The sequence below is a fragment of the Kitasatospora sp. NPDC056181 genome (assembly GCF_042266225.1).
Classification (GTDB): domain Bacteria; phylum Actinomycetota; class Actinomycetes; order Streptomycetales; family Streptomycetaceae; genus Kitasatospora.
On the sequence record NZ_JBHJUK010000008.1, the window covers coordinates 92213 to 107820 of the forward strand.

The 15608-nt window shown below is 69.3% G+C and carries 21 protein-coding genes; 19 read left to right on the plus strand and 2 right to left on the minus strand.

Annotated features, from left to right (window positions below):
• Positions 1–84: 84 nt before the first annotated feature.
• Together rfbC and rfbA are read right to left on the minus strand one after the other, a co-directional pair.
• Positions 85–693, minus strand: coding sequence for a dTDP-4-dehydrorhamnose 3,5-epimerase (rfbC, locus tag ACFC1F_RS05890; RefSeq protein ID WP_209414055.1), 609 nt, complete (start codon positions 691–693; stop codon positions 85–87).
• Positions 690–1565: a glucose-1-phosphate thymidylyltransferase RfbA gene (gene rfbA / locus ACFC1F_RS05895; RefSeq protein ID WP_209414057.1), complete on the minus strand. Its 876-nt coding sequence runs from the start codon at positions 1563–1565 to the stop codon at positions 690–692. The genes rfbC and rfbA overlap by 4 nt, the downstream gene beginning before the upstream one ends.
• 83 nt (positions 1566–1648) lie before the next feature.
• Between rfbA and rfbB the strand changes: the two genes are divergently transcribed.
• The 19 genes from rfbB to rplN all read left to right on the plus strand — a co-directional run bounded on the left by rfbB (position 1649) and on the right by rplN (position 15600).
• Positions 1649–2626, plus strand: coding sequence for a dTDP-glucose 4,6-dehydratase (rfbB, locus tag ACFC1F_RS05900; RefSeq protein ID WP_148644384.1), 978 nt, complete (start codon positions 1649–1651; stop codon positions 2624–2626).
• A complete protein-coding gene (gene rfbD / locus ACFC1F_RS05905; RefSeq protein WP_374106083.1) occupies positions 2623–3558 on the plus strand; it encodes a dTDP-4-dehydrorhamnose reductase in 936 nt (311 codons plus the stop codon). Before rfbB ends, rfbD begins: the two co-directional genes overlap by 4 nt.
• Positions 3555–4892, plus strand: coding sequence for a lipopolysaccharide biosynthesis protein (locus ACFC1F_RS05910; protein ID WP_376155986.1), 1338 nt, complete (start codon positions 3555–3557; stop codon positions 4890–4892). Before rfbD ends, ACFC1F_RS05910 begins: the two co-directional genes overlap by 4 nt.
• Before the next feature lie 68 nt (positions 4893–4960).
• On the plus strand, positions 4961–5650 hold the full coding sequence (locus ACFC1F_RS05915; RefSeq protein ID WP_209414059.1) for a glycosyltransferase family 2 protein: 690 nt from the start codon (positions 4961–4963) through the stop codon (positions 5648–5650).
• Positions 5647–6045 (plus strand): DUF2304 domain-containing protein, encoded by a 399-nt coding sequence (locus tag ACFC1F_RS05920; protein ID WP_376155988.1) that lies wholly within the window; start codon positions 5647–5649, stop codon positions 6043–6045. Before ACFC1F_RS05915 ends, ACFC1F_RS05920 begins: the two co-directional genes overlap by 4 nt.
• Before the next feature lie 5 nt (positions 6046–6050).
• The gene (locus ACFC1F_RS05925; RefSeq protein ID WP_376155990.1) at positions 6051–6959 is read left to right on the plus strand and encodes a glycosyltransferase family 2 protein; all 909 of its coding nucleotides are present in this window, start codon (positions 6051–6053) and stop codon (positions 6957–6959) included.
• A gap of 585 nt (positions 6960–7544) precedes the next feature.
• On the plus strand, positions 7545–9347 hold the full coding sequence (locus ACFC1F_RS05930; protein ID WP_376155991.1) for a hypothetical protein: 1803 nt from the start codon (positions 7545–7547) through the stop codon (positions 9345–9347).
• Between the two features lie 490 nt (positions 9348–9837).
• Positions 9838–10146, plus strand: coding sequence for a 30S ribosomal protein S10 (gene rpsJ / locus ACFC1F_RS05935; RefSeq protein WP_012785157.1), 309 nt, complete (start codon positions 9838–9840; stop codon positions 10144–10146).
• A 14-nt stretch (positions 10147–10160) separates the two neighbouring features.
• Entirely contained in the window at positions 10161–10808 is a 648-nt protein-coding gene (rplC, locus tag ACFC1F_RS05940; protein WP_360184161.1) for a 50S ribosomal protein L3, read from the plus strand.
• Between the two features lie 4 nt (positions 10809–10812).
• Positions 10813–11490: a 50S ribosomal protein L4 gene (rplD, locus tag ACFC1F_RS05945; RefSeq protein ID WP_148644391.1), complete on the plus strand. Its 678-nt coding sequence runs from the start codon at positions 10813–10815 to the stop codon at positions 11488–11490.
• A complete protein-coding gene (gene rplW, locus ACFC1F_RS05950) occupies positions 11490–11807 on the plus strand; it encodes a 50S ribosomal protein L23 (protein ID WP_030280768.1) in 318 nt (105 codons plus the stop codon). Before rplD ends, rplW begins: the two co-directional genes overlap by 1 nt.
• Positions 11808–11850: 43 nt before the next feature.
• Positions 11851–12687: a 50S ribosomal protein L2 gene (gene rplB / locus ACFC1F_RS05955; protein ID WP_148644392.1), complete on the plus strand. Its 837-nt coding sequence runs from the start codon at positions 11851–11853 to the stop codon at positions 12685–12687.
• 11 nt (positions 12688–12698) lie between these two features.
• Entirely contained in the window at positions 12699–12980 is a 282-nt protein-coding gene (gene rpsS, locus ACFC1F_RS05960) for a 30S ribosomal protein S19 (protein WP_030055821.1), read from the plus strand.
• Positions 12981–13037: 57 nt separating this feature from the next.
• On the plus strand, positions 13038–13385 hold the full coding sequence (gene rplV / locus ACFC1F_RS05965; RefSeq protein WP_030055822.1) for a 50S ribosomal protein L22: 348 nt from the start codon (positions 13038–13040) through the stop codon (positions 13383–13385).
• Complete coding sequence (gene rpsC / locus ACFC1F_RS05970; protein ID WP_209414069.1) at positions 13385–14206, plus strand: 30S ribosomal protein S3; 822 nt, start codon at positions 13385–13387, stop codon at positions 14204–14206. The genes rplV and rpsC overlap by 1 nt, the downstream gene beginning before the upstream one ends.
• A gap of 4 nt (positions 14207–14210) precedes the next feature.
• Entirely contained in the window at positions 14211–14630 is a 420-nt protein-coding gene (rplP, locus tag ACFC1F_RS05975) for a 50S ribosomal protein L16 (protein WP_030393299.1), read from the plus strand.
• Positions 14630–14854: a 50S ribosomal protein L29 gene (rpmC, locus tag ACFC1F_RS05980; RefSeq protein ID WP_063348970.1), complete on the plus strand. Its 225-nt coding sequence runs from the start codon at positions 14630–14632 to the stop codon at positions 14852–14854. The genes rplP and rpmC overlap by 1 nt, the downstream gene beginning before the upstream one ends.
• Complete coding sequence (gene rpsQ / locus ACFC1F_RS05985; protein ID WP_030055826.1) at positions 14854–15126, plus strand: 30S ribosomal protein S17; 273 nt, start codon at positions 14854–14856, stop codon at positions 15124–15126. The genes rpmC and rpsQ overlap by 1 nt, the downstream gene beginning before the upstream one ends.
• Before the next feature lie 102 nt (positions 15127–15228).
• Positions 15229–15600, plus strand: coding sequence for a 50S ribosomal protein L14 (rplN, locus tag ACFC1F_RS05990; RefSeq protein ID WP_030055827.1), 372 nt, complete (start codon positions 15229–15231; stop codon positions 15598–15600).
• Positions 15601–15608 lie beyond the last annotated feature (8 nt).

Here is a 15608-nt window from a genome sequence, read left to right on the forward strand (position 1 = left end):
GGCCACGGCTCCGCCGTCAACGACCAAAACCCAAGGGCCCGGCCGCAGTTGATGCGGCCGGGCCCTTGTTTGCGGGAGTCCGGATCAGGCCTGGTAGGCCTTGCTCAGGCCCGCCGTGAACTCCTTGACGGCCTTGTACTCCGGCAGCAGCCCGCTCGCCAGCGCCTCGGCCAGCGACGGCGCCTGGGCGTCCTTGGCGGAGAGCTGCGGCGCCTCGGCCGGCCACTCGATGCCGAGCTCCGGGTCGAGCGGGTGCACCCCGTGCTCACCGGTCGGGTTGAACGTCTCGGAGCACAGGTAGCTGAGGGTCGCGTCGTCGCTGAGCGCGCAGAACCCGTGGCCCAGGCCCTCGGAGATGTAGACCGCCTTGCGCTCGTCCTCGTCGAGGCGCACGCCCTCCCAGCGGCCGAAGGTCGGCGAGCCGACCCGCAGGTCCACGATGACGTCCAGCACCGCGCCGCGCACGCAGGTCACGTACTTGGCCTGGCCGGGCGGGACGTCGGCGAAGTGGATGCCGCGCACGACACCGCGGCTGGAGACCGAGAGGTTGGCCTGGGCCAGCCGCAGCGGGTGGCCGACCACCTCGGCCAGCTTGTCGAAGCGGAACCACTCGGTGAACAGGCCGCGCGGGTCGCCGTGCAGCTGGGGCGTGATCTCCCAGGCGCCCTCGATGGACAGCTCCTTGAACTTCACCGGGAGCCCTCCTCGTCCAGCAGCGCCACCAGGTACTGGCCGTAGCCGCTCTTGAGCAGCGGCTCGGCGAGCTCGCGCAGCTGCGCGTCGTCGATCAGGCCGGCCCGCCAGACCGCCTCCTCGATGCAGCCGATCTTGAAGCCCTGGCGCTCCTCGATGACCCGGACGAACTCCGAGGCCTGCACCATCGACACGAACGTGCCGGTGTCCAGCCAGGCGGTGCCCCGGTCGAGGATCGTCACGTGGAGGTCGCCGGCCTGGAGGTAGGCCTCGTTGACGGCGGTGATCTCCAGCTCGCCACGGGCACTGGGCTTCAGACCGCGGGCGATCTCGACCACGCGGTTGTCGTAGAAGTACAGGCCGGGGACGGCGTACCGGGACTTGGGCTCGGTCGGCTTCTCCTCGATGGAGATGACCTGGCCGTCCTCGTCGAACTCCACCACGCCGTACGCGGTCGGGTCGGCGACCGGGTAGGCGAAGACCCGCCCGCCCTTGGCGTCGGTGTGCTCGGAGAGCCGGGTGCCCAGGCCGCTGCCGTGGAAGATGTTGTCGCCGAGGATCAGCGCGACGGGCTCGTCGCCGATGAAGTCCGCGCCCAGCACGAAGGCCTGGGCGATGCCCTCGGGGCGTTCCTGGACGGCGTACTCCAGGCGGAGGCCGAACTGGGAGCCGTCGCCCAGCAGGCGCTCGAACTGCTCCCTGTCGTTCGGGGTGGTGATGATCAGGATCTCGCTGATCCCCGCCATCACAAGGGTCGAGAGGGGGTAGTAGATCATCGGCTTGTCGAAGACCGGGAGGAGCTGCTTCGACACCGCCCGGGTCAGCGGCCAGAGCCGCGAGCCGGTGCCGCCGGCCAGAAGGATTCCACGCATGCGTGCACCTTATTCGAGTCCCGGGCGGCGGGTGAGGCCCGGGTCGGTGGGGGCGTCGGCGCGACGGTAGACTACGGCGCACTATGCGCATCCTCGTGACCGGCGGTGCCGGCTTCATCGGTTCTGAATTCGTCCGCCAGCTCCTGGGCGCCGACACCACTGACCAGATCACGGTCTTCGACAAGCTCACGTACTCGGGCGTCGAGGCCAACCTGGCGCCGGTGGCGGGCCACAGCGGCTACTCCTTCGTCCGGGGCGACATCTGCGACGTCGACGCCGTCGACCAGGTCATGCCCGGCCACGACGTCGTGGTCCACTTCGCGGCCGAGTCCCACGTGGACCGCTCCATCGCGGGCGCCGGCCCCTTCGTGCTGACCAACGTCGTCGGCACCCAGGTCCTGCTGGACGCGGCCCGCAAGCACGGCGTCGGCCGCTTCGTGCACATCTCCACCGACGAGGTGTACGGCTCGATCAACGAGGGCTCCTGGACGGAGGAGTGGCCGCTGGTGCCGAACTCCCCGTACTCGGCCTCCAAGGCCTCCTCGGACCTGCTGGCGCTGGCGTACCACCGCACGCACGGCATGGACGTCGTGGTGACCCGCTGCTCCAACAACTACGGGCACTACCAGTTCCCGGAGAAGGTCATCCCGCTGTTCACCACCAACCTGATCGACGGCAAGAAGGTGCCGCTGTACGGCGACGGCGGCAACGTCCGCGACTGGCTGCACGTCTCGGACCACTGCCGGGGCATCGAGCTGGTCATGCGCAACGGCCGCGCCGGCGAGGTCTACAACATCGGCGGCGGCACCGAGGCCACCAACAAGGAGCTCACCGGGCTGCTGCTGGAGGCCGCCGGGGCGGGCTGGGACATGGTCGACTACGTCGCCGACCGCAAGGGCCACGACCTGCGCTACTCGATCGACATCAGCAAGATCCGCGAGGAGCTCGGCTACGAGCCGCAGGTCCGCTTCGAGGACGGCCTCGCCGCGACGATCGCCTGGTACCGCGAGAACCGCGCCTGGTGGGAGCCGCTGAAGACGAAGGCGGCTCTGGAGAAGTGACCGCCAACGCCTCCGGGCAGGTCCGCTGGCTCGTCACCGGCGCGGCCGGGATGCTCGGGCAGGACCTGCTCGCGGTCCTGGCCGCCGACGGGTCCGCCGAGGTCACCGCCCTCGGCCGGGCCGACCTCGACATCACCGACGCGGCGGCCGTGCTGGCCGCCGTCGAGGGCCACGACGTCGTCGTCAACTGCGCGGCGTGGACCAACGTCGACGGCGCCGAGAGCGCCGAGGAGGCCGCCACCGCCGTCAACGGGACCGGCGTGCGCCACCTGGCCGCCGCCTGTGCCAAGACCGGTGCCCGGCTGCTGCAGGTGTCCACGGACTACGTGCTGCCCGGCGACGCCACCGAGCCGTACGCCGAGACCGCGCCCACCGGCCCGGTCAACGCCTACGGCCGCGGCAAGCTGGTGGGGGAGCAGGCCGTCGCCGAGCTCCTCCCGGAGCACGGCTACGTCGTGCGCACCGCCTGGCTGTACGGCGAGCACGGCAAGAACTTCGTCGCCACCATGCTCAGGCTCGCCACCCAGCGCGACACCCTCGACGTGGTGGAGGACCAGCAGGGCCAGCCGACCTGGTCGCTCGCCCTCGCCCGCCAGCTCGTCGCGCTCGGCCTGGCCGCGCTCGCCGGGCAGGCCCCGGCCGGGGTCTACCACGGCACCGGCGCCGGCCGGACCACCTGGTTCGGGCTGGCCCGCGAGACGTACCGGCTGAGCGGGCTGGACCCGGAGCGGATCCGCCCGACCACCTCCGCGGCCTTCGTCACCCCGGCCGTCCGGCCCGCGTTCAGCGTGCTGGGCCACGACCGCTGGGCGGCCGCCGGCCTGAGCCCGCTGCCCGACTGGCACGACCAGCTCGCGGAGGCGCTCGGCACTCCCGTCTTCACCGAACTGGCCATAGCGGCCCGGACGACCGAGAGCGACAGATCTCAGTGAAGAATCCGCTGACGAAGGTGGCCGCCGCGCTACCGCCGGGAACCCTGGCGGTGGCCGGCGGCACCGTCGTGCTCGGCGCCGCCTCGTACATCCACCTCGGTGTGGCGGGCCACAGCCTGTCGGTCGACGACATGGCGAACGTCTCGCTGCTCTGGACGATCGTGATGTCCGTCGGTATCGGCGTGTTCTTCCCGATCGAGCAGGAGCTCACCCGGATCGTCGCGGCCCGCGCCGCGCTCGGGCACGGCGCCACGCCGGTCCTGCGCCGGGCCACCCTGCTGACGGGGGCGATCCTCGGCACCGTCCTGCTGGCGCTGGGCGTCGGCTCCGGGAAGATCGCCGACGTGATGTTCCACGGCGACCGCTCGCTGGTGCTCGCGCTGGGCGGCGCGTTCGCCGGCATGGCCGTCTGCTACCTGACCCGCGGCGTGCTGGCCGGCCTCGGCCGGTTCGGCGCCTACGGCACCCAGCTGGGTGTCGACGGCGGCCTGCGGATCGGGCTCGCCTTCGGGTGCGGCGTCGCCGGTGTGCACTCCGCCCTGGCGTTCAGCCTGATCCTCGCCGTGGCGCCGATCGCCGCCACCCTGGTGACGCTGCCCGCGCTGCTGCGGGTGGTCCGGCCCGGGCCGCGGATCCCCTGGTCCGAGCTCTGCTCCGGGCTCGGCCTGCTGATCTGCTCGACCCTGCTCTCCCAGGTCGTGGTGAACGCGGCGGTGGTCAGCACCAAGCTGCTCGCCCCGTCGGACTCGGCCCTGATCGCGGCGCTGCTCAACGCGCTGGTGCTGGCCCGGGTCCCGCTCTTCGTCTTCGGCTCGCTCCAGGCCTCGCTGCTCAACGGACTGTCCGCGGCGATCGCGGTCGGCGACCGCGCGGCCTTCAGCGGCATGCTCCGCCGGATCGGCGCCGTGGTCGGCCTGCTCGGCCTGCTCGGCGGGATCCCCGCGGTGGCCCTCGGCCCCTGGCTGATCCAGGTGCTGTTCGGCGCCAAGCCGGTGCTCGGCTGCCTCGACTTCTTCTGGATGTCCGCAGGGACCGTGGCGTACATGTTCGCGATGGTGCTCGGCCAGGCGCTGATGGTATTCAAGCGGCACAACCTCCAGCTGCTCTGCTGGGCGGCCGGAACCGTCGTCCTCGTCGGCGTCACGTTCATGCCGGGCGAGGTGTCCACCCGTGTGGTCCTGGCCTACGCGGCCGGGTCGGTGGCCACCGTGCTCGGTATGCTGGCGGCGCTCAGGCGCAGCTTCCCCGGTTCGACGGCGAACCAGGCCGGTCCCGCGCAGAGCGCGTCGGAGCAGGCACTGCCTACGCTGAGTGCCGGGGCGGTCGGCGAATGACCGCGCCGGCCCCCGATATACAGATTGCCGCGCACGAGCGCGGGCGAGACCCCGAACATGGAGCCCCCGTGTCCCAGTACGACGATGTGTGGCTGGTGATCCCGGCCTACAACGAAGGCCAGGTGATCGCTGACGTTGTGGAGGGAGCGCGCAAGACGTTCCCCAACATCGTCGTGGTCGATGACGGCAGCGCGGACGACTCCGCCAAGCACATCATGACCACCGGTGCGCACCTGGTGCGCCACCCGGTCAACCTCGGCCAGGGCGCGGCTCTGCAGACCGGCCTCGCCTACGCGCTCGCCCAGCCGGACGCCAAGTACTTCGCGACCTTCGACGCGGACGGCCAGCACCAGACCGCCGACGTCGAGAAGATGGTCGCCGTGCTCCGTGCGGGCGAGGCCGACGTGGTCCTCGGCTCGCGCTTCATCGAGCAGAACGGCCAGGTGCCGTGGATCAAGCGGGTGGTCCTGCGGACCGCCGCGACGGTCAGTCCCACCGCGCGCAAGCTCAAGCTCACCGACTCGCACAACGGCCTGCGGGTCCTCAACCGTGAGGCGGCCAGCCGGCTGCGGATCACCATGAACGGCATGGCCCACGCCTCGGAGATCGTCAGCTTCCTGGCCGGAGCCGACCTCCGGGTGGCGGAGCTCCCGGTCGACATCCTCTACACCGACTACTCACGCGCCAAGGGTCAGTCCCTGATCAACGGCGTCAACATCATCTTCGACATTTCGCTTCGGGAGCGTGGCCGCCGATGAACTACTTCTGGATCCAGCTGGTTCTGATCTTGGGCGCGGTCTCCCTTGCGTTCATGTTCATCCGGCGCTGGGACGCAGCGAACACCCGGGCCTGGAAGCGCATCGCCTTCTCCGTCTTCGTGATCGCGAACATCTACGCGATCCTGCGCCCCGGCGACGTGACCTGGGTGGCCCACAAGATGGGCGTCGGCCGCGGCACCGACCTGGTGCTGTACGTGATGGTCCTGGCCATGGGCTTCCTGACGCTGAACACCTTCCTGCGTTTCCGCTCGCTGGAGAAGAAGCTCACCGACCTCGCCCGGACCGTGGCGATCAACGAGGGCGCCCGGCTGAACGAGGAGCGGTTCGACCTGGACCTCCCGGTCTCGGCCCCGGTCAACACCAGCGGAGTCTGACCGTCATGGCCACCTTCGAGTTCATGCTGCCGTACTACGGCGACGTGGCCCTGATGCAGGCCGCGGTACGCAGCATCCTGGGCCAGACCGACCCGGACCTGCGGCTGACCGTCGTCGACGACGGCAAGGAACCGGACGTCCCGGGTTGGTTCGCCGCGCTCGGCGACGACCGGGTGCGCTACCTGCGCAACGAGCAGAACCTCGGCATCACCAAGAACTTCCAGAAGTGCGTGGAGCTCTCCACGGCGGACCACGTGGTCATCATGGGCTGCGACGACCTGCTGCACCCGCACTACCTGGAGACCGTCCGGGCGATCCTCAAGGCCAACCCGGACCTGGGCATGGTGCAGCCGGGCGTCGAGGTGATCGACGGCGACGGCGTGGTCAGCTCCGGCCTGGCCGACAACGTCAAGGGCAAGCTGTACGCCCCGACCGTCAAGGGCCGGCGCCTGATGGGCGGCGAGGAGCTGGCGGCCAGCGTGCTGCGCGGCAACTGGCTGTACTTCCCGTCGATCTGCTGGCGGGGCGAGGCGCTGCGCGCGGTCAACTTCCGCGACGAGTACTCGGTGATCCAGGACCTGGCCCTGGTCGTCGACCTGCTGGAGCGCGGCGAGTCGATGATGGTGGACAACACCACCACCGTCTTCCAGTACCGCCGGCACGCGGTCAGCGAGTCCTCCGTGCAGGCCTTCTCCGGTACCCGCTTCACCGAGGCGGAGCGCTACTTCAACGCGGTGGCCGAGCGGATGGACGCCCGTGGCTGGCCCAAGGCGGCGCGTGCGGCCCGGGTCCGCAGCGCCTCGCGCTTCCACGCCATCACGATGCTCCCGGGCGCCCTGCGCCGGGGTCAGAGCGCGGGCGTGAAGGTCCTGGCCCGGCACGCCTTCACCGGCGGCCAGCGCCACGAGGGCTGACCGCAGGACCCTGTGAACGGCATGAAGAAGCCCGGCCGCGCTGCTCAGACAGGGGGCCGGGCTTCTTCGTACCCCTTCCGTCGGTCGGCCGACAGCGTCAGGACGGTGGGCCGGACGGACTCGCGCAGAGCGGAGGAAAGCCCCGGAGGCCTTCCCGCGACGGGCGTTCTGCGCCCCGGTCACCGCCCGGAGGCCGCTTCGACCGCACTGGCCCGGGTCAGGGGCGCATGGCAGACTGCGCCAGTGATCCGGAGGGTCCGGAGGGATGGCGGCGGAGCGGCCACGAATCCGCCCCGGCCTCTCCCGCGGGTTGCACCGGACGGGGCCGTGCCCGCCGTCCGCCCCCTCGCGCGGCGCGATATGACGGTCAACTGCATATGCTTTTTCTCGGCCGGTACGGTATACGTACTCGGAGTGCCCGTGCCGTCCGGACCGCGGGCCCGCCGCCCCGGGGCCGGAGCACCCGCTGCGCCGGTACCGGCCCCTGATGACCCGGCAGGCCTCCACCGGGCGGTAGTGTCCACGAGGGCCGACCTGCCCGGCACCGCTCAGCAGACGTCCGCAGTCCTACGGAAGTGAAGCGACATGACCGATCTGGCAACCGACCGGCCCAGCGGATCGGAGCTCTCCCCCGACGGGAGCGGCACGACCCGCTCCGACGGCTCGGCGGGCGGCTCGGCCGGCGCCCGGTGGACCGAGCGACGCTGGGTGCTGGTGACCGGTGAGGTCCTGGTCAGCGTGGTGGCGGCGCTCGGGTTCACCCTGCTCTGCCGGCACATCAGCGTGAACCCGCTGAACCGGATCGGACAGGTCAGCGGCCTCGCCAAGATCCAGCAGTACGCGGCGCTCATCGGCCTGCCGGTCCTGGCGGTGCTGGTCTACACCGCCTACCGGGGCGGACTGCGCCGCCACGGGCTGGTCCAGCGGCTGGTCTGCGCGGCCCTGGCGGGCCTCTCCACCGGCGTCATCGCCGGCGGCGTCGTGGTCGCCCTGCGCGGCACCCCCTGGCCGCTCGGCGGGCAGGAGGGCGACCCGAGCGTGCTGGTCGACATGGCCACGTCGATGATGCACGACAAGGGCCTGTCCGGCGTCTACCCGCCGCTCTTCCCGGCGGCCATCGCGCTCTGGTCGGAGATCCGCTACGGCGGGGTCGGCGGCGCCGGCTTCGCCCTGCACGACCTGCAGATCGTCTGCAGCGCCCTGGTCGGACCGATGAGCTACCTGGCCTGGCGGCTCATGCTGCGGCCGTTCTGGGCGCTGGCCATCGCCGTCCCGTCCGCGCTGGTGTTCCTGGACCCGATCCGCCCGTACAGCCACGTGACGATGATCGTCCTGCTGCCGCTGCTGGCGGCCTGCCTGCGCGAGCTACGCCGGGCGGGGGAGCTGTCGACCCGGTCGCTGCTGCTGCGCGGCACGGGCTTCGGCGTCGTCTTCGGCGTGCTGTTCCTCTGGTACTCGGGCTGGTACCTGTGGTCGGCGCCGGGCGTGTTCCTGCTGACCCTCTTCGTCTTCCCGTGGCGGCGCGGCCGGCAGACCGTCCGCCGGGGCCTGCTGTTCCTGGCCGCGACCGTGGTGACCGCCGGGGCGATCGGCTCCCCGCTGCTCTACCAGATCGTGAAGCTCGGCGCCGACACCCCGGACCGGTACGCCTACATCGTCAACTACGTCGACCCGGCGTACGTGCTCGGCTGGATGTCGGACCGCAACGGCCAGCTGACCTACCACAACTGGCCGCAGGCCGGTGAGCTGGCCGGCCAGACCGGCTTCGGGATCATGCTCATCGTGGCGGTCGGCATCGGCGTGGGCCTGGGCCTGCGCAACATGGTGGTCCGGGTGGCGGCGGCGGTGCTGGCCGGAGCCTGGCTGCTGCGCTTCTGGTTCGCCTCGCACATGGCGCACTCCCAGACGATCCAGCTGTACCCGCGGACCACCTGGATCATCATGTACTGCCTGCTGATCCTCGCCGTGGTGGGGCTGATGGTCGGCCTGGAGCGCGGTGCCGGCTGGCTGGAGCGGACCCTGCGCTCCAGTGGTCGCACCGCCGACGGGCCGGCCATCCCGCGCCGGGTCACCCGGCAGCTGGCCGCCGGCCTGATCTGCGCGATGGCCCTGTTCGCGACCATGGGTGCCTCCTGGTCGGTGGACCGCTACATGCCGCAGGCGGAGTCCACCAACACCATGGGCCTGGACGCCTGGCGGGCCCACACGATCAAGAAGAAGGACGGCACCTGCCCGAAGTTCTCCCCGGTGGCGAAGTGCGCGGACATCATCACCAAGGACTGGAAGCCCGACACGGACAAGGGCTTCATCTGGTGCGCCAACGTGAGCACCGAGGACTGGCCCGCGGTCTGCGGCCGCCAGGCCCCCTGGCTGAAGGAACAGAAGTAACGGCGGGTGCCCGTGCGACCGGGGCCGGTGGGGGAGACCCCACCGGCCCCGATTGGCTTTCCGGCTGCTTCATGTGGCAGTATGTCCAAGTTGCTCGGTTGAGTGCCGATGCTGCGCGCCTCCCGCCGGGAGGACCGGAAGCGAGTCCCAAGTACTCGTCGTTCCCGTGATGGCCGTTCATGTGTTCACGTGAAGTATGTGAACGCAGTGGTGTGAAGTCGACACCGCGGCAGCTGCGGGGCGGACGTACGGGAATCTTCCGGGAAGCGTGGGCGGGGCCTCGATCCGGCGCCTGGTGGGTGCAAGACCTCACCGATCCCGTGGGAAATCCGCAGAGGGAAACCTCGTGCCGGATTTTTTGCAAGCGGTAGGGCGACACGCCCGAGCGCGGGGGTCGGAGGTAACCATCCAGGGGCGCCACCGGACACAGTCCACCTGGATGAATCCGGCCGCAGAAGCAGCAGACGACACAAAGGACTACTGAGTAGCCATGGCGGGACAGAAGATCCGCATCCGGCTCAAGGCCTACGACCACGAGGTGATTGACTCCTCGGCGAAGAAGATCGTCGAGACCGTCATTCGCACTGGTGCGCAGGTCGCGGGCCCGGTGCCGCTGCCCACTGAGAAGAACGTGTACTGCGTCATCCGCTCGCCGCACAAGTACAAGGACTCGCGCGAGCACTTCGAGATGCGCACTCACAAGCGTCTGATCGACATCCTCGACCCCACGCCGAAGACGGTTGACTCGCTGATGCGTCTCGACCTGCCGGCTGGTGTCGACATCGAGATCAAGCTCTGAGAGGCACACCGAAGATGGCTAAGCAGATTAAGGGCATCCTGGGTGAGAAGCTCGGCATGACCCAGGTCTGGGACGAGAACAACCGGATCGTTCCGGTGACCGTCGTCAAGGCCGGGCCGAATGTCGTGACCCAGGTCCACACCGCCGACAGCCCGGCCGGCTACGACGCCGTCCAGATCGGCTTCGGCGAGATCGACCCCCGCAAGGTGAACAAGCCCCTCGCGGGCCACTTCGCCAAGGCCGGTGTCACCCCGCGCCGCCACCTGGTCGAGCTCCGTACCTCGGACGCGTCCGAGTACACCCTGGGCCAGGAGATCACCGCGGAGCTGTTCGAGGCGGGTGTCAAGGTCGACGTGACCGGCACCTCCAAGGGCAAGGGCTTCGCCGGTGTCATGAAGCGCCACAACTTCCGGGGCCTCGGCGCCGGTCACGGTGTGCAGCGCAAGCACCGCTCGCCCGGCTCGATCGGTGGCTGCGCCACCCCGGGCCGCGTGTTCAAGGGCGTACGGATGGCCGGCCGGATGGGCCACGAGCGTGTGACCACCCAGAACCTGACCATCCATGCCGTTGACGCGGAGAAGGGGCTGCTCCTGATCAAGGGCGCAATCCCGGGCCCGAACGGCGGCCTCGTCCTCGTCCGCACCGCGGCGAAGGGGCTGTGAGGATATGAGCACCATTGACATCCTGTCGCCCTCGGGCGACAAGACCGGCAGCCTTGAGCTGCCGGCCGAGATCTTCGACGCGAAGGTCAGCGTTCCGCTGATGCACCAGGTCGTCGTGGCGCAGCTCGCTGCGGCCCGTCAGGGCACCCACAAGACCAAGACTCGTGGCGAGGTCCGCGGCGGCGGCAAGAAGCCGTACCGCCAGAAGGGCACCGGCCGCGCCCGTCAGGGCTCGACCCGTGCGCCGCAGTTCGCCGGCGGTGGCGTTGTGCACGGTCCCGTGCCGCGCGACTACTCGCAGCGGACCCCGAAGAAGATGATCGCCGCCGCCCTGCGCGGTGCGCTCACCGACCGGGCCCGCCACAGCCGCATCCACGTCATCACCGACGTGACCGCGACCGAGGCGCCGTCGACCAAGGCCGCCAAGAGCCTGTTCGGCAAGATCACCGACCGCAAGAACGTCCTCCTGGTCGTCGAGCGTGCGGACGAGCTGGGCCTCAAGTCCGCTCGCAACCTGCCGAACGTGCACATCCTGGACGCCGGTCAGCTGAACACCTACGACGTGCTCGTCTCCGACGATGTGGTCTTCACCCAGGCCGCCTTCGAGCGCTTCGTGGCCGGTCCGGCCGCGTCCGCCAAGGCCGTTGCCGCTGAGGGCGAGCTCGAAGGGAGCGCCGCCTGATGAGCGACGTTACGAGCAAGACGTTCACGGACCCCCGTGACGTCCTGGTGAAGCCGGTCATCTCCGAGAAGAGCTACAGCCTTCTCGACGAGAACAAGTACACGTTCATCGTGTCGCCGGGCGCCAACAAGACCCAGATCAAGCAGGCCGTCGAGGCGGTCTTCTCGGTCAAGGTCGAGGCTGTCAACACGATCAACCGTCAGGGCAAGCGCAAGCGCTCCAAGACGGGCTTCGGCAAGCGCAAGGACACCAAGCGCGCCATCGTGACGCTGGCTGAGGGCAACCGCATCGACATCTTCGGTGGTCCGGTCTCCTAACGGAGATCGTGATCGTCGATAAGGACGAGGACGAGAGAGCCAAATGGGCATCCGCAAGTACAAGCCGACTACGCCGGGCCGTCGTGGCTCCAGCGTGGCCGACTTCGTAGAGATCACGCGGTCCACGCCGGAGAAGTCGCTGGTTCGCCCCCTGCACAGCAAGGGCGGCCGTAACAACGCCGGTCGGATCACCGTTCGCCACCAGGGTGGTGGACACAAGCGCGCCTACCGCGTGATCGACTTCCGTCGTCACGACAAGGACGGCGTGCCGGCCAAGGTCGCGCACATCGAGTACGACCCGAACCGCACCGCGCGCATCGCGCTCCTGCACTACGCGGACGGCGAGAAGCGCTACATCGTCGCGCCGCGCGGCATCGCGCAGGGTGACCGGATTGAGAACGGCCCCGGCGCCGACATCAAGCCCGGCAACAACCTGCCGCTTCGCAACATCCCGGTCGGTACGACCATCCACGCGGTGGAGCTGCGTCCCGGTGGCGGTGCCAAGATGGCCCGCTCCGCCGGCGCCGGCATCCAGCTGCTGGCGCGTGAGGGCAAGATGGCGCACCTGCGCATGCCCTCCGGTGAGATCCGCCTGGTCGACGCGCGCTGCCGCGCGACCGTCGGCGAGGTCGGCAACGCCGAGCAGTCGAACATCAACTGGGGCAAGGCCGGCCGTATGCGCTGGAAGGGCGTTCGCCCGACCGTGCGTGGTGTCGCCATGAACCCGATCGACCACCCGCACGGTGGTGGTGAGGGTAAGACCTCTGGTGGTCGCCACCCGGTCTCGCCGTGGGGCCAGAAGGAGGGTCGCACCCGTCGCCCGAAGAAGGCGTCGGACGCTCTCATCGTGCGCCGCCGCAAGACCAACAAGAAGCGCTAGGAGCAGGTCAGATGCCGCGCAGTCTCAAGAAGGGCCCCTTCATCGACGGCCACCTTCTCAAGAAGGTGGACGCGCAGAACGAGGCGGGTACCCAGAACGTCATCAAGACCTGGTCCCGTCGCTCCGTGATCTTCCCGGCCATGCTCGGCCACACGATCGCGGTTCACGATGGTCGCAAGCACGTCCCGGTGTTCGTCACCGAGTCGATGGTCGGCCACAAGCTGGGCGAGTTCGCTCCGACCCGCACCTTCCGCGGCCACGTCAAGGACGACCGCAAGTCGAAGCGTCGCTAGTCGCCTGAGCTTCACCGCCAGAACGACTCAATGACTTACTCCATTAAGGGGACAACCATGGAAGCCAGGGCCCAGGCGCGGTACATCCGCGTCACGCCCATGAAGGCCCGCCGCGTGGTGGACCTCATCCGTGGCCTGCCGGCCACGGAGGCCCAGGCCGTCCTGCGTTTCGCTCCGCAGGCCGCCACCGTGCCGGTCGGCAAGGTGCTCGACAGCGCCATTGCCAACGCCGCGCACAACTACAACCACTCCAACGTGGACGACCTCGTCATCAGCGAGGCGTACGTTGACGAGGGTCCGACCCTGAAGCGGTTCCGTCCGCGTGCCCAGGGCCGCGCCTACCGGATCCGCAAGCGGACCAGCCACATCACCGTGGTCGTCAGCAGCAAGGAAGGGACCCGGTAATGGGCCAGAAGGTTAACCCGCACGGGTTCCGCCTCGGCATCAGCACGGACTTCAAGTCCCGCTGGTACGCCGACAAGCTGTACAAGGACTACGTCAAGGAAGACGTTGCCATTCGTCGCATGATGACGAAGGGCATGGAGCGCGCCGGCATCTCCAAGGTCGAGATCGAGCGCACCCGCGACCGCGTCCGCGTCGACATCCACACCGCTCGCCCCGGCATCGTCATCGGCCGCCGTGGCACCGAGGCCGACCGCATCCGCGGCGACCTCGAGAAGCTGACCGGCAAGCAGGTCCAGCTGAACATCCTCGAGGTCAAGAACCCCGAGCTGGACGCCCAGCTCGTGGCTCAGGGCGTCGCGGAGCAGCTGTCCTCCCGCGTCTCCTTCCGTCGTGCCATGCGCAAGTCGATGCAGGGCACCATGAAGTCCGGCGCCAAGGGCATCAAGGTCCAGTGCTCCGGTCGTCTCGGCGGCGCCGAGATGAGCCGTTCGGAGTTCTACCGCGAGGGCCGTGTGCCGCTGCACACCCTGCGCGCGAACGTCGACTACGGCTTCTTCGAGGCCAAGACGACCTTCGGCCGCATCGGTGTGAAGGTCTGGATCTACAAGGGCGACGTCAAGAACATCGCCGAGGTCCGCGCTGAGAACGCCGCTGCCCGCTCGGGCAACCGCCCGGCCCGTCCCGAGGGTGGTCGTCCCGCCCGCGGTGGCGAGCGCCGTGGTGGCGAGCGCGGTGGCCGTGGCCGTCGCCCCGCCGCCGAGGCCCCCGCGGCCCCGGTGACCGAGGCTCCGGCTGCCGAGAACACCGGAACGGAGGCCTGACCCAATGCTGATCCCCCGTCGGGTCAAGCACCGCAAGCAGCACCACCCGAAGCGCCGTGGCGCCTCCAAGGGTGGCACCGAGCTCGCCTTCGGCGAGTACGGCATCCAGGCCGTCACCCCGGCCTACGTGACGAACCGGCAGATCGAGTCCGCTCGTATCGCCGTCACCCGTCACATCAAGCGTGGCGGCAAGGTCTGGATCAACATCTACCCGGACCGTCCGCTCACCAAGAAGCCGGCCGAGACCCGCATGGGTTCCGGTAAGGGTTCGCCCGAGTGGTGGATCGCGAACGTGCACCCGGGTCGGGTCATGTTCGAGCTGTCGTACCCCAACGAGAAGGTGGCTCGTGAGGCGCTGACCCGCGCAGCTCACAAGCTCCCGATGAAGTGCCGGATCATCCGGCGCGAGGCAGGTGAGAGCTGATGTCGGCCGGCACCAAGGCTGCTGACCTCCGCGAGCTGGACAACGAGGGTCTCGTTGCCAAGCTCCGTGAGGCCAAGGAGGAGCTGTTCAACCTCCGCTTCCAGGCGGCGACCGGGCAGCTCGACAACCACGGACGGCTCAAGCTCGTCCGTAAGGACATCGCGCGGATCTACACCCTGATGCGCGAGCGCGAGCTGGGCATCGAGACGGTGGAGAACGCCTGATGACTGAGAACACCAACGAGACGCGCGGTTTCCGCAAGACCCGTGAGGGCCTCGTCGTCAGCGACAAGATGGACAAGACCGTCGTCGTCGCCGTCGAGGACCGCGTCAAGCACGCGCTGTACGGCAAGGTCATCCGCCGTACGAACAAGCTGAAGGCGCACGACGAGGCGAACGCCTGCGGCATCGGCGACCGGGTCCTCCTCGCGGAGACCCGCCCGCTGTCCGCGACGAAGCGCTGGCGCGTCGTCGAGATCCTCGAGAAGGCCAAGTAACGAAGTTGATGCGGTACGGCCGTATGTGCACCAGGCCCCCTGCGGGCGCTGGTGTGAGCAGCGGCCGGCCCGTCAGCTCTCGTTGACGATCAGGAGAAAGCTGTGATCCAGCAGGAGTCGCGACTGCGTGTCGCCGACAACACGGGCGCGAAGGAAATCCTTTGCATCCGCGTTCTCGGTGGCTCCGGTCGCCGCTACGCCGGTATCGGGGACGTCATCGTCGCCACCGTCAAGGACGCGATCCCCGGCGGTTCGGTGAAGAAGGGTGACGTCGTCAAGTGCGTCGTCGTCCGTACCGTGAAGTCGCGCCGTCGTCCCGACGGTTCGTACATCCGGTTCGACGAGAACGCCGCCGTCGTGCTCAAGAACACCGAGGGTGACCCCCGCGGTACCCGCATCTTCGGCCCGGTCGGCCGTGAGCTGCGCGACAAGAAGTTCATGAAGATCATCTCGCTTGCGCCGGAGGTGCTCTAACTCATGGC

What these genes read in the sequence shown, in the direction of transcription:
- rfbA (WP_209414057.1), bottom strand. Translation starts at nt 1,565, where the DNA reads ATGCGTGGAATCCTTCTGGCCGGCGGCACCGGCTCGCGGCTCTGGCCG.
- rfbB (WP_148644384.1), top strand. Translation starts at nt 1,649, where the DNA reads ATGCGCATCCTCGTGACCGGCGGTGCCGGCTTCATCGGTTCTGAATTC.
- ACFC1F_RS05920 (WP_376155988.1), top strand. Translation starts at nt 5,647, where the DNA reads ATGAACTACTTCTGGATCCAGCTGGTTCTGATCTTGGGCGCGGTCTCC.
- ACFC1F_RS05925 (WP_376155990.1), top strand. Translation starts at nt 6,051, where the DNA reads ATGGCCACCTTCGAGTTCATGCTGCCGTACTACGGCGACGTGGCCCTG.
- ACFC1F_RS05930 (WP_376155991.1), top strand. Translation starts at nt 7,545, where the DNA reads ATGACCGATCTGGCAACCGACCGGCCCAGCGGATCGGAGCTCTCCCCC.
- rpsJ (WP_012785157.1), top strand. Translation starts at nt 9,838, where the DNA reads ATGGCGGGACAGAAGATCCGCATCCGGCTCAAGGCCTACGACCACGAG.
- rplC (WP_360184161.1), top strand. Translation starts at nt 10,161, where the DNA reads ATGGCTAAGCAGATTAAGGGCATCCTGGGTGAGAAGCTCGGCATGACC.
- rplD (WP_148644391.1), top strand. Translation starts at nt 10,813, where the DNA reads ATGAGCACCATTGACATCCTGTCGCCCTCGGGCGACAAGACCGGCAGC.
- rplW (WP_030280768.1), top strand. Translation starts at nt 11,490, where the DNA reads ATGAGCGACGTTACGAGCAAGACGTTCACGGACCCCCGTGACGTCCTG.
- rplB (WP_148644392.1), top strand. Translation starts at nt 11,851, where the DNA reads ATGGGCATCCGCAAGTACAAGCCGACTACGCCGGGCCGTCGTGGCTCC.
- rpsS (WP_030055821.1), top strand. Translation starts at nt 12,699, where the DNA reads ATGCCGCGCAGTCTCAAGAAGGGCCCCTTCATCGACGGCCACCTTCTC.
- rplV (WP_030055822.1), top strand. Translation starts at nt 13,038, where the DNA reads ATGGAAGCCAGGGCCCAGGCGCGGTACATCCGCGTCACGCCCATGAAG.
- rpsC (WP_209414069.1), top strand. Translation starts at nt 13,385, where the DNA reads ATGGGCCAGAAGGTTAACCCGCACGGGTTCCGCCTCGGCATCAGCACG.
- rplP (WP_030393299.1), top strand. Translation starts at nt 14,211, where the DNA reads ATGCTGATCCCCCGTCGGGTCAAGCACCGCAAGCAGCACCACCCGAAG.
- rpmC (WP_063348970.1), top strand. Translation starts at nt 14,630, where the DNA reads ATGTCGGCCGGCACCAAGGCTGCTGACCTCCGCGAGCTGGACAACGAG.
- rpsQ (WP_030055826.1), top strand. Translation starts at nt 14,854, where the DNA reads ATGACTGAGAACACCAACGAGACGCGCGGTTTCCGCAAGACCCGTGAG.